Source organism: Paraperibacillus marinus (genome assembly GCF_046237605.1).
GTDB classification, from domain to species: Bacteria; Bacillota; Bacilli; order Bacillales; family DSM-1321; genus Paraperibacillus; species Paraperibacillus marinus.
Genome location: NZ_CP143542.1, coordinates 869,112 through 881,079 on the forward strand (window position 1 = coordinate 869,112; position 11,968 = coordinate 881,079).

Annotated in this window: 14 protein-coding genes; 10 read left to right on the forward strand and 4 right to left on the reverse strand. The window is 47.0% G+C overall.

Going from position 1 to position 11,968, the window contains the following annotated elements; genetic code table 11:
• Nucleotides 1-282: 282 nt before the first annotated feature.
• The 7 genes from V1498_RS04475 to V1498_RS04505 all read left to right on the forward strand — a co-directional run bounded on the left by V1498_RS04475 (nt 283) and on the right by V1498_RS04505 (nt 7,981).
• Complete coding sequence (locus tag V1498_RS04475; RefSeq protein ID WP_409297079.1) at nt 283-1,704, forward strand: isochorismate synthase MenF; 1,422 nt, start codon at nt 283-285, stop codon at nt 1,702-1,704.
• Nucleotides 1,691-3,442: a 2-succinyl-5-enolpyruvyl-6-hydroxy-3-cyclohexene-1-carboxylic-acid synthase gene (gene menD, locus V1498_RS04480; RefSeq protein ID WP_409297080.1), complete on the forward strand. Its 1,752-nt coding sequence runs from the start codon at nt 1,691-1,693 to the stop codon at nt 3,440-3,442. The genes V1498_RS04475 and menD overlap by 14 nt, the downstream gene beginning before the upstream one ends.
• Nucleotides 3,439-4,254: a 2-succinyl-6-hydroxy-2,4-cyclohexadiene-1-carboxylate synthase gene (gene menH, locus V1498_RS04485; protein ID WP_409297081.1), complete on the forward strand. Its 816-nt coding sequence runs from the start codon at nt 3,439-3,441 to the stop codon at nt 4,252-4,254. Before menD ends, menH begins: the two co-directional genes overlap by 4 nt.
• Before the next feature lie 13 nt (nt 4,255-4,267).
• A complete protein-coding gene (menB, locus tag V1498_RS04490) occupies nt 4,268-5,086 on the forward strand; it encodes a 1,4-dihydroxy-2-naphthoyl-CoA synthase (protein WP_409297082.1) in 819 nt (272 codons plus the stop codon).
• 75 nt (nt 5,087-5,161) lie between these two features.
• Nucleotides 5,162-6,661 carry an o-succinylbenzoate--CoA ligase gene (locus tag V1498_RS04495; RefSeq protein ID WP_409299137.1) on the forward strand — a complete coding sequence of 500 codons (1,500 nt, stop codon included), beginning with the start codon at nt 5,162-5,164 and terminating at the stop codon, nt 6,659-6,661.
• The gene (gene menC, locus V1498_RS04500; RefSeq protein ID WP_409297083.1) at nt 6,651-7,763 is read left to right on the forward strand and encodes an o-succinylbenzoate synthase; all 1,113 of its coding nucleotides are present in this window, start codon (nt 6,651-6,653) and stop codon (nt 7,761-7,763) included. The genes V1498_RS04495 and menC overlap by 11 nt, the downstream gene beginning before the upstream one ends.
• A gap of 92 nt (nt 7,764-7,855) precedes the next feature.
• Entirely contained in the window at nt 7,856-7,981 is a 126-nt protein-coding gene (locus tag V1498_RS04505) for a hypothetical protein (protein ID WP_409289963.1), read from the forward strand.
• 52 nt (nt 7,982-8,033) lie between these two features.
• On the opposite strand, the gene V1498_RS04510 is transcribed toward V1498_RS04505, so the two are convergent.
• Together V1498_RS04510 and yidD are read right to left on the reverse strand one after the other, a co-directional pair.
• Nucleotides 8,034-9,023: a metal ABC transporter solute-binding protein, Zn/Mn family gene (locus V1498_RS04510; protein WP_409297084.1), complete on the reverse strand. Its 990-nt coding sequence runs from the start codon at nt 9,021-9,023 to the stop codon at nt 8,034-8,036.
• Nucleotides 9,024-9,217: 194 nt separating this feature from the next.
• Nucleotides 9,218-9,439: a membrane protein insertion efficiency factor YidD gene (gene yidD / locus V1498_RS04515; RefSeq protein ID WP_409299139.1), complete on the reverse strand. Its 222-nt coding sequence runs from the start codon at nt 9,437-9,439 to the stop codon at nt 9,218-9,220.
• A gap of 135 nt (nt 9,440-9,574) precedes the next feature.
• Between yidD and V1498_RS04520 the strand changes: the two genes are divergently transcribed.
• A complete protein-coding gene (locus V1498_RS04520; RefSeq protein WP_409297085.1) occupies nt 9,575-10,048 on the forward strand; it encodes an S-ribosylhomocysteine lyase in 474 nt (157 codons plus the stop codon).
• Nucleotides 10,049-10,156: 108 nt separating this feature from the next.
• On the opposite strand, the gene ytzI is transcribed toward V1498_RS04520, so the two are convergent.
• Entirely contained in the window at nt 10,157-10,330 is a 174-nt protein-coding gene (gene ytzI / locus V1498_RS04525; RefSeq protein WP_409289957.1) for a YtzI protein, read from the reverse strand.
• A 127-nt stretch (nt 10,331-10,457) separates the two neighbouring features.
• Complete coding sequence (locus V1498_RS04530; RefSeq protein ID WP_409289955.1) at nt 10,458-10,709, reverse strand: DUF6154 family protein; 252 nt, start codon at nt 10,707-10,709, stop codon at nt 10,458-10,460.
• A gap of 276 nt (nt 10,710-10,985) precedes the next feature.
• Between V1498_RS04530 and V1498_RS04535 the strand changes: the two genes are divergently transcribed.
• On the forward strand, nt 10,986-11,309 hold the full coding sequence (locus tag V1498_RS04535; protein WP_409297086.1) for a hydrolase: 324 nt from the start codon (nt 10,986-10,988) through the stop codon (nt 11,307-11,309).
• Nucleotides 11,310-11,428: 119 nt separating this feature from the next.
• Nucleotides 11,429-11,914, forward strand: coding sequence for an RNA deprotection pyrophosphohydrolase (ytkD, locus tag V1498_RS04540; RefSeq protein WP_409297087.1), 486 nt, complete (start codon nt 11,429-11,431; stop codon nt 11,912-11,914).
• Nucleotides 11,915-11,968: the final 54 nt, after the last annotated feature.

The window sequence follows — 11,968 nt, forward strand, 5'->3', positions numbered from 1 at the left end:
ACCATTTGCTTGTTTTCAATCAGACTAAAGGCACAATATATGTGTGGCTTGTAAATTTTTCATTACAAACCTAGTGTAGAAAAAGGATGCAGGCGTGTCAATGTATTTTTTTGGTCATGCCTGCCCCGGCCTGTTCATGTCCCGGAGAACCGGATGGATATATAATAAGGAAAATACTCGAATGACCCTGTCTGTAAGAGTCTGGAATTATTGACATGGAGAGCTTCGTGGGTGTATCTTTAAATAGGTTTTACATGGGAATATTACAGGAGGGGGGATAATATGATAATCGCCAGCAATATTGACATAAATGACAGCTTTTTAGAGGCCAGGACTGCAGCCCGGAAAAGGGAGTGTTCTGTCCTGCTCAGCGAAGTGACTAGAATTGGTGCGCTGGACCCCCTTTCCTTCTACCATTCAGGAAAAGAAAAATATACAGGAACTCGATTTTTCTGGCAGGATCCTGCTAGCAGCACCATCCTTGCCGGAATAGGGAATATAGATACGATCCGTACAAATGATAGTACAGAAAGATACCAGGCAATAGAGCAGGTATGGAACGACTTATTGGACCGGGCAATCGTTGCCAGGGAAAAGGAAGTACCAGGGACAGGCCCTTTATTATTTGGGGGTTTTTCTTTTGATCATCAAAAGAGCGGTTCAGAATTATGGGACCAATTTGGAGATAATTTATTCTATATACCAAAATACATGCTGTCAGTGATTGACGGAGAGGCTTATTTAACGCTCAATCTATTGATCAAACAGGACGACAGCCTGACAATTTTCACTGACGCACGTGAAGAGCTGGAGGAACTTGCAGCCAAAGCACGTGAAGAGGCCGCTCATCCCGCTTATTCGAACGAACTGATGGAGCAGGAGGAGATTTTTCCTGAAGAGTGGAAAGGAACCGTCCAAACGGCTATTGAAGAAATTAAAGCAACAGATTTAAATAAAATAGTTCTGGCAAGGGAAACCAGGCTTGCTTTCCGTTCCAAGATTGATGCTGAACCGGTGCTGGCAGGGCTTCTGCAGGAACAGCAGACAAGCTATGTCTTCTGCCTGGAATCCGGAAGCGACTACTTTATAGGTGCGTCCCCTGAGCAGCTCGTTAAAAAACAGGGAGGCGTTCTTTCGTCTGCCTGCCTTGCTGGCTCGATCGCCCGGGGAATGACGGAGGCTGAGGATGAGAGGCTGGGTAACACACTCCTTCAAGACGATAAAAATCGGATTGAGCATCAATATGTCGTATCGATGATTAAGGATTCCATGCAATCAGTCTGTGAAACGGTCGAGGTTCCAAGCGGACCTGTACTCATGAAGACAAGGCATATCCAGCATCTCTTCACTCCAGTGGAGGGTGAATGCAAGGATGGGATCTCCATCTTTGATTGTGTAGAAAAGCTGCATCCAACCCCTGCCATGGGCGGACTGCCGAAAAAAAAGGCAGTGGAACGCATCAGGGTGCTGGAGAGGCTTGAGCGGGGCTTCTATGCAGCTCCGGTTGGCTGGACAGATGGCAAGTCCAATGGAGAGTTTGCTGCGGCCATCCGATCAGCCCTTGTCCAGGGTAATGAAGCATCTCTTTTTGCAGGATGCGGAATTGTGGAAAGCTCCATTCCTGAAAGTGAATATATTGAGACTGCCATTAAATTCAAGCCAATGTTAAGTGCTTTAGGAGGTAAGCTCCATGCAACACCGTGAAGCGTTAAGTGCCTATACCGGGGCCTTTGTTGATGAACTTGCCAGGGCAGGTGTGAGGCACGTGGTGGTAAGTCCGGGTTCGAGGTCTACCCCCCTTGCCTATATGCTGATGGAGCATTCTGCCATCAAGGTTCACATTAACATAGATGAACGTTCGGCCGCGTTTTATGCGCTGGGCATAGCAAAAGCATCCGGCTCTACAGTCGGGCTTCTATGCACGTCGGGCACAGCTGCGGCCAATTATTTTCCAGCCATAGTGGAGGCGAAAATTTCACGCATTCCCCTCCTGGTCATGACTGCCGACAGGCCGCATGAACTGAGGGATGTCGGCGCGCCGCAGGCAATCGATCAGCTCCATTTATATGGGAGATATGTGAAATGGTTTGCCGAAATGGCCCTTCCTGAGGATACTGCCGAGATGATTAATTATGCCCGGATTGTATGCGCCCGGGCTGCATCGGCCGCCATGGCTTCGCCGGCCGGGCCTGTTCATCTTAACTTCCCTTTCCGTGAACCGCTCATACCGCTTTTGGAAGAGAAGAATTGGTTTGGGGAAGGCAATGAGGCCGTACTCGAATTAGAAAACAGAAATATGCAGACACTGCCGCCTGCAGTCTTTGATCAATATGCCGGCAGGCTTGCAGCGGCCAAAAAGGGGCTGATTGTCTGCGGGCCCATGGATTTACTGGAATTCAATGATGCTGTGATTGCTTTAAGTGAAAAAACGGGTTTTCCGATCCTGGCAGATCCTTTATCCCAATTAAGAAGTGTGAAATATGTCAGTGAAAACATTATAGATACCTATGACACCTTCTTGAGATTTGAAGAGGTTAAGACAGGGCTCAAGCCTGATTTAATTGTGCGTTTTGGTGCCATGCCGGTATCCAAGGCTCTAACAATATTTATGAAGGAGCAGGCAGGGACAGATATGATCGTGGTAGATGGAGGAGCGGGCTTCCGGGAGCCCACAGGCACGGCCAGAAGCATGATTTACTGTGATGAGACTCTTTTCTGCATAAGCCTTGAGAGCAGGCTTGAACCAGCCGGGCAGACTGAATGGCTTACGCACTGGCGCGAGCTCCGCGACCATGCAAGGGCTGGGCTTCACTCCGTCCGTGATATCGAGGAACTGGACGAAGGCAAGCTCTTCTCCCTGCTTGCAGATATGATGCCGGATGGTTCCAGTCTTTTTGTCGGCAACAGCATGCCTGTAAGGGACCTGGATACTTTTTATTTCTCTCCATCCACGGATGTAAGGCTGTTTTGCAATCGCGGAGCAAATGGAATTGATGGTGTTGTATCCTCTGCGCTTGGAGTGAGTGCCATACGCGGCCATGCTGTTTTAGTCATCGGAGACCTCAGTTTCTTCCATGATATGAACGGCCTGCTTGCAGCCAAGCTCCTAAAGCTGAACATCACCATCATCATTCTCAACAATGATGGCGGAGGGATTTTTTCATTCCTGCCGCAGGCAAGTTCCGAAAGGCACTTCGAAGAGCTTTTTGGCACTCCTCATGGCATGGATTTTGAGCATGCCGTAAGCTTATATGGCGGCACGTATTCTTCACCTGAAAGCTGGCATGCATTTTCGGAACAATTTTCACAATCCTTTAACAAAGAAGGATTAAATGTGATCGAACTGAGGACAGACAGGCAAACGAATGTCTTAAAACATCGAAACTTGTGGAATGATGTTTCCCGGGAAATGAAACAGGCAGATAGGAAGGGTCAGGAATGAAGATAGAAGCCGGCGGCGTTTCCTATATGGTGACAGTCTGCGGTGAGGGTCCTGCCCTTGTGCTCCTGCATGGATTTACCGGTTCATCCTCAAACTGGAGGTTTGCAGCACCTTTTCTGCCCAGCGGTTATAAACGCATCGCCATTGATATAATCGGGCACGGCAGAAGCAGCAGTCCAGGGGACCCTGGATGGTATAGGATTGAAAAAGCTGCAGAGGCTGTAAATGAGATCCTGGATTCACTTGATATTCAAAGGGCATGCATCCTTGGGTACTCGATGGGAGGGAGGCTGGCATTATGCTTCAGCATCCTCTATCCGGAGAGGGTTCAAGCCCTGATTCTGGAGAGTGCCTCCCCGGGCCTGAAGACAGAATCTGAACGAGCAGCCCGGAGGATAGCCGATGCAGAGCTTGCTGAAGGAATCTTAAAGGACGGAATTGATTTGTTTGCCGAGAGGTGGGGAGCTATCCCGCTCTTTCAAACCCAGGCAGAGAAGCTGACAGCCGGCCAGAAGGATTTCTTAAAGAAGCAGAGGCTTTTGAATAATCCTGTTGGTCTTGCCGGCAGCCTTAAAGGGATGGGCACCGGTTCCCAGCCTTCTTACTGGGATAGGCTGGGAGACCTAAAGGTCCCTGTGCTCCTGCTCAGCGGATCACTCGACCGGAAATTTTGTACCATTGCCGGTGAGATGGATCGATTGATGCCGGACAGCATTTGGGCCATAATAGAGGATGCAGGCCATGCCATCCACTTGGAACAGCCTGAGGTATATGGGAGAAAAATAACTGACTTTTTTGCAAAGAATGAATGAGAGGGGTTAAACCATGACCAGAGAATGGGTATCAGAACGTAAATATGATGAGATTTTATATCAAACGTACAATGGCATCGCTAAAATTTCCATTAACCGCCCAGAAGTACATAATGCTTTTACACCGAAGACTGTAATGGAATTGATCGATGCATTTGCTTACGCAAGAGATGACTCTAATATAGGAGTGATCATCCTTGCAGGTGAAGGCGGCAAAGCATTCTGTTCAGGAGGAGATCAAAAGGTCCGCGGACACGGCGGCTATGTAGGCGAAGACCAGATTCCGCGTCTGAACGTGCTTGATCTTCAGCGTCTGATCAGGGTGATTCCGAAGCCGGTCATTGCCATGGTAGCCGGATATGCAATTGGAGGCGGGCATGTGCTCCATATCGTCTGCGATCTTACCATCGCTGCCGATAATGCTGTTTTTGGACAAACAGGACCAAAAGTGGGCAGCTTTGATGCCGGTTACGGTTCTGGATATCTTGCACGCATCGTCGGCCATAAGAAAGCCCGGGAAATCTGGTTCCTGTGCCGTCAGTACAATGCGCAGGAAGCACTTGATATGGGCTTGGTGAACACGGTTGTTCCCCTGGATCAGCTGGAGGATGAAACGGTTCAGTGGTGTGAAGAAATCCTTGAGAAGAGCCCGACGGCCATCCGCTTCCTGAAGGCTGCCTTCAACGCAGATACAGACGGACTTGCCGGCATTCAGCAATTTGCAGGTGATGCGACTCTTCTTTATTACACAACAGATGAAGCAAAAGAAGGCCGGGATGCCTTTAAAGAAAAAAGGAAGCCTGATTTTGGCCAATTCCCTCGTTTCCCTTGATTTAATATAGCTTGGCGGACCTGTTCCGCCAGGCTTTTTTTCTATGAACTGCACATAAAGGACTGGTTAATGATGATGGAACAAGACATTATGCCAAATTGGCTTCAGAAGAGGGCTGAGCTTACTCCTGAGCGTACTGCCCTCGAATTTCTAAATAAAACATACACTTTCCTGGAGGTGCAGAACCAATCTACTCTTTATGCTGCCGCCCTATACCGCCAGGGCATCAGGGAAGGCCATACAGTCGGGCTTCTCCTGGGCAGCCATGCTGATACGGTCTTTATCATCCACTCCTTGTGGAGCCTGGGGGCAAGGATCCTTTTGCTCAATACGCGCCTCACCGGCAGTGAGATCGCATTTCAGGCAGCGGATGCCGAGGCATCATGGCTGATCAGCGAGTCTAAGTATTCAGAGGTTTTGGAAAGTGTCCGCACAGACCTGGCTGCCTGCACCCGCATCGTTAAAGAAGACCTGGTGCTGCATGAAGGAGAGCCGGTCCCGTCACCTGCAAGTTTTAGCTTATCAAGTACCGCTACCATCATGTACACTTCAGGGACAACAGGCAGGCCGAAGGGAGTCATGCAGACATATGGCAATCATTGGTGGAGCGCCATGGGATCTGTCCTGAATCTTGGCCTGAATGAGGATGACTGCTGGCTGTGTGCTGTACCGCTGTTTCATATCAGCGGATTATCCATCCTTCTGCGAAGTGTGATTTATGGCATGCGTGTCATCCTGCACGAAACCTTTGATGAAACGGCAGTCAACCGGGATATCAGGGAAAAGGGTGTAACGATCATATCAGTGGTATCCGCCATGCTGAACCGGATCATCGCAGGAGGGACGGAGCCCTTTCCAACAACCTTCAGATGCATGCTTCTCGGAGGCGGGCCAGCGCCTAAAGCCTTGCTTGACAGGTGCGCCAGCCTCGGGATTCCTGTTTTTCAAACCTATGGCATGACAGAGACTGCCTCACAGTTTGTAACTTTATCACCGGAGTACAGCCTTAAGAAGCTCGGGTCGGCTGGAAAGCCTCTTTTCCCTAATGAACTTTATATAGATGTAAAGGGTAGAAGAGGGCTGCCGTTTGAAGAAGGGGAGATTGCAGTGAGAGGTCCTAATGTGACGAAGGGCTACTATCATCTGCAGGCGGAAACAGAAAAGGCAATCCGCGGCGGCTGGCTTTTTACTGGAGATATCGGGTATCTGGATAACGAAGGCTTCTTATATGTGCTTGACCGCAGGTCGGACCTGATCATATCCGGGGGGGAAAATGTATATCCTGCTGAAATAGAAGCGGCACTCCTGCAGCATGAGCATGTTTTTGAAGCAGGTGCAGCAGGGATGCCGGATGAAAAGTGGGGAGAGGTACCTGTCGCATATGTGGTCCCTGCTGAAGGGACTCGTGTTTCCGAGACTGAACTGCTGGCTCATTGCCGGAAAATGCTTGCATCATATAAAATACCTGCAAGAATCATAACAGTCGCCGGACTGCCGAGGAATGCATCAGGAAAACTCGTCAGGAGGGAACTTCATACACTGTTCCACAAGGAGGGACAGCCGGGTGAATCTTAAATCGATTACCTTATACTTTATATCGGCCGGGCTGAAATCACCTTTTGTTACCCACCTTGAAACCGTTGAAGAGCGGGAGGCCATCATTGTTGAAGCTATGGATCAGGACGGGTTAAAAGGCTATGGGGAGGTGACCGCCTTCTCAAGTCCCTGGTACACGGAGGAAACGGTGATGACGGCCCATCATATACTAAGGGATTTTCTGATTCCTGCCTTATTTCAATATAAGATTAAGAGTCCAAAGGAACTTGAACATATTTTCAAGAAGTTCCGGAGAAATAACATGGCAAAGGCCGGACTTGAACAATCTCTATGGGATTTGCATGCACGGCAAATGGGAGTCCCCATCTACAGCCTTTTTGGCGGCAAGGGCGGGAAAATACCATCCGGGGCAGTGATATCGGGCGCTTCAAGCGGAAAAGCCATCCAGCAAATCGAAAGCCTGAGGGAAGAGAATTATCAGCGCTATAAAATAAAAATCAGCAGGACAAATGATTATGAAGTGCTCCAGGACATCAGGAGAAACTTTCCCGATCTGCCGCTCATGGCAGATGCGAATTCCGATTACACACTTGAAGACAGCAGCCATCTAAGACGGCTGGATGAATTCCGGTTAATGATGCTCGAACAGCCCCTAGCACATGATGATATCGTGGAGCATTCTCTGCTCCAAAAGGAACTGAAAACGCCTGTATGCCTGGATGAGAGCATTCATTCCTACCTTGATGCCAGCGGTGCTATCCGTCTCGGAAGCTGTAAGATCATTAATATCAAGATGAGCAGGGTGGGGGGATGGACACAGGCGAAAAAAATCCATGACCTTTGTTTAAGGAAGGGTATTCCGGTATGGTGTGGAGGAATGGTGGAATTCGGCGTTTCCAGAGCCCATAATATCGCCCTTGCCTCGCTTCCCGGTTTTACGATAGCGGGTGATATTGCTTCCTCTTCCCGTTACTGGGAAGAAGATATCATTCAGCCGGAGATAAAAGCAATAAACGGGTGGATATCTGTGCCGGAAAAAAGCGGTATCGGCTTTGATATTAACGAGAAGAGACTGCTGAGGATCACTTCGCACAAAGAAATATATACAATGAAAGATTAAAAAAATTCTGAAAATGGGCTTTTTGCCGATTTTTCATGACTCTGTTTACGTTTATAATGGAGGTAATGAATAAGCTGCAGGAGGCTGAATTGATGAGATTAACGAACAAACCATATCTGATCGCCGAAATCTTGCTGTTAAGAGGACTCCCCGAATATGTGATAAAGACCATCACCATGCTTGCAGATGAAGAACTGCAGGCTCTTAAACAAAAATAGTAAGCGCTTTAATTCAAATAACCTTGCCGAAAACGGCAAGGTTATTTGAATATTATTTGTTTAAGGCGGTACGTACGGCAGAAAGATTTTTATCCATCAGGGTAAAATAATCTTCCTTACTTTTAATATCCTTTTCAGTTAAAACAGAAAGGTTATGAAGAGTCAGCGGTGCCGCCCCAATTTCATTCTGTATGGTCTCTGTCAGCTTGGAGCTTACATTCTGCTCAAAGGCCACATATTTAATATCGTGTTTTTTGGCAGTTTCCACGACCTTCTGCAGCTGTTTCTGCGATGGCTCGCTTGAACTTGAAAGACCGGCAACGCTGATTTGTTTTATACCATAGCGCTTTTCCCAGTATCCATAGGCTGCATGAGATACAATAAGCTCTTTGCGGCCCGCATCAGCTGCTGTTTTCTGGAAACTTTTATCCAGCGCATCCAGCTTCGCAGCCAGTTTCGTATAATTTTCCTCAAAGTATACCTTTTCTTCCGGTTTCTGTTTGGCGAGCTCATCTCTTATTAAGCCAGCCATTTCTTTGGCTAATACTGGATCGAGCCACACATGAGGATCAATGTCCCCATGAGCATGTTCGTCATGACTTTCTTCCTCATGAGCATGTTCGTCATGACTTTCTTCCTCATGAACACGGTCATCATGGCTCTCTTCCTTCAAATCCATTTTTTCGCCTATTGCAGCCATCGCTACATCTTCACCTTCTAAGATGCCCTTTGACTTTTCAACAAATCCTTCAAGTCCATGGCCGACATATAAGAATAGATCGGCATCTGTCATCTTGATGATGTCTTTCTGTGATGGTTCAAAGGTGTGTTCGTCTGTGCCCGGCGGATAAACAGACTCTGCTTCCACATATTTTCCGCCGATGCTGCCGGCAAAGTATTGAAGCGGATAGACGGTAGCATAGACCTTGATTTTGTCTGGGCTCTTTTCCTGTTTGGAGTTCCCTTGTTCTTTGCCTGAACATCCGGCGACAGCTAAAACTGTCAATAGAAAAGGGATGATCCATTTTACTTTCGATTTCATCAGCTGGTACCCCCTGGGGTCAATAATTCGTATTGATTACGATTTAGATTAAGAAAAAAATAATTCGAAATGATTCCGAATTGTACTAAGATATAGTACCCAATATCTTGAATGATTTCAAGTATTTTTTGCTGCCTGGGAAATTATATACGTCCCTAAACCAGAAAGAGGATTGCTATTCTTGCGCTGACCCATTACTTTTCAGGGGTTTCCCTTCGTTCAGGGACAGGATCAAAGCCTCCGGGGTGAAAAGGATGGCATTTCAATATTCGCTTCACAGCAAGATAGCTGCCCTTTAGTGCGCCAAACCGCCTTACTGCTTCTTTTCCGTAGCTGGAGCAAGTTGGATAAAAGCGGCAGCTCGGCGGCTTCAGCGGAGAAATGGCAATTTGATAAAATTTGAATAATCCTATCATAATTTTTTGCAAGATGTGTTGCCTTCTTTCTTATAGTTTATTATTCCGGTAGGAATTATATAATTTTAAGGAAAAGGATGAAAAATTCCATGAAAAGTTGTAAAATGAATAGTAGACTTACAAAGGAGTGATTTGATGCCTTCAGTAGAAAGCTTTGAACTAGACCACAATGCTGTTAAAGCACCATATGTCAGACATTGCGGAGTGCATAAGGTAGGCACCGACGGTGTTGTTAATAAATACGATATTAGATTCTGCCAGCCGAATAAGCAAGCGATGAAGCCTGACTCCATCCATACGCTGGAACATTTACTGGCTATAAATATCCGCAAGTATACAGAGAAATACGATCATTTCGATATTATAGATATTTCACCGATGGGATGCCAGACTGGCTACTATCTGGTGGTAAGCGGCGAACCTTCCGTTTCAGAGATCATTGATGTCCTGGAAGATACCATGAAGGATGCTGTCGAGGTAACAGAGGTGCCGGCTGCTTCCGAAAAGCAATGCGGGCAGGCAAAGCTTCATGATCTTGAAGGTGCCAAAAAGCTGATGAAGTTCTGGCTTACACACAGCAAGGAAGAGCTTCAGCAGGTATTCGCGTAAATACAAGGATGTCCCAAAAGCATGCCTTCATGGCGGCTGAGGATGCGGGAGTTTGAAGAAACCCGCTCCAGCCGCGCATGGAGGCGGCAGAAAAGGGGGCATCCTTTTTTATTCCTTTTTCGTATCTTCGTCGATGGTCGAATTTTCATCCTTTAATACGTTAGGGTTATTCTCAATGGGATCGACCGTATGCTTGACCGTATATGCCTTAGAAGTGGTGAGCACAGCAAGTATTAGAACGGCGAGCACGATGATGATTGAAATAACTAGAATAACTTTCAAAGTTCTCACATCCTTCGGGATTCTGTCTTGGTCCTTCTCTTATTTTACCATACAAAGAATGCCCCCTTTTAGAAAAGAAAAGCCTTAAAGCTGGCGGCTTTAAGGCTTTTTGCTGTCATCCTATGTATTAATGGAGGTTCCGGGATGGATAGGGAAGATGTTTTTCAAAGTTTTCCTGGGCAAATTTGCCTTTCAGGCTCTCGATAATATACAGCCCCATCAGGTTATTCAGTTCCTGGTTGTCCATATCACGGATAAGGCCCAGGATTTCCTCCCGGCTTAGCTGTTCAAGCACAGCAAATGCCAGCATATCGATATCTTCTTCGTCACCAGTCAGCTTGGTTTTATACAGCTCGTACAATTCTTCTATAAGCTTCATATTATTCACCCCTCGCAGTAAATGATTATCAAATGGCAAGCTTCCTATCAGGTGATTTTTCATTGTTACTTATATTGCTTCTATATTAGCTTTTCATCCAAAATATGCAGGGTCAATGTATATTTTTAATACCCCTTTCAAGCTCCTTTAATCAAATTTTACCCATTTAAAGAAAAAAGTTTGCCTGCTGATTCGAACACAATCTCTGGCTGTCATGTGCATGGAAGAGAACCGGATGAGGGAATCCTATAAAAAAACATGAGAGGATGTCATCAATTGGATCAAGGAAAAGAGACGTATTATATCACCATGGGTTCCGGCCAGATTTTAAGGGACAGGGAAGCGGCGGAATGGAACTTTAAAATTGAGGCGACACAGGATGAGATCCGAATCCTGAGGGATTATTTTGACCAGGGGAATGCGGCTGCCTGGGAAACCTTCCTGCGTGCCCACGTACCCTTTGTAGAATATCACAACGATGAATCCAATGATTCTTATGATAACTCGCTGATAGAAGCGTACCGGATGGTTTACGAGCTTGGCGATAAGGATGCAAAGGCGCATATCAGAAGCATGGGGATACTCGGGGAAGGAAAATAAAGCACAGGGACCTCCCTTTATTTGCTATGATGGTATCAGATATCATCGGGAAATGGGGACAGTCCTCAGGAGAAATCTGTTCCTGAGATAGAGATTGTTCCGGACGGGAGGGTCAGGCATTGGGAATCGTCAGGGAGTTTATAGACAGAAATGGCTGCAGGGTGCAGTTCAGCAGCGGAGAGGGATGGATGCTGGACAGGGCAAGGCATGTGTGGGTCGTTTGTACATACCGGGGGAAATGGGTGCTGACGAAGCACAAGGAAAGAGGACTTGAGTTTCCCGGCGGCAAGGCTGAGGGCAGTGAAACGCTTGAGGAGGCCTGCACACGAGAGGTTTATGAGGAAACCGGGGGACTTGCCGGGAAACTTGTATACTTAGGTTCCTACCGGGTGGTGTGCGGCAGGGAGGATTTTTATAAGGCGGTTTTTTATACAAATCTCAGGGGATTGAAGCAGAAGGAAGACTATTTAGAAACAGAGGGACCCCTTCTTGCTGCAGCATTTCCAAAGAATCTTGAAGCTAGTGAGGATTACAGTTATATCATGAAGGATGAGCTCCTGCCCATCTGCCTGGGGATTGTAGAGAAAATGGGATTAAATCGGTAAGGTTCTTTTGCTGTCACCTTTATGTTCAGCCGCCACGGGCGAAACTAAAATTAA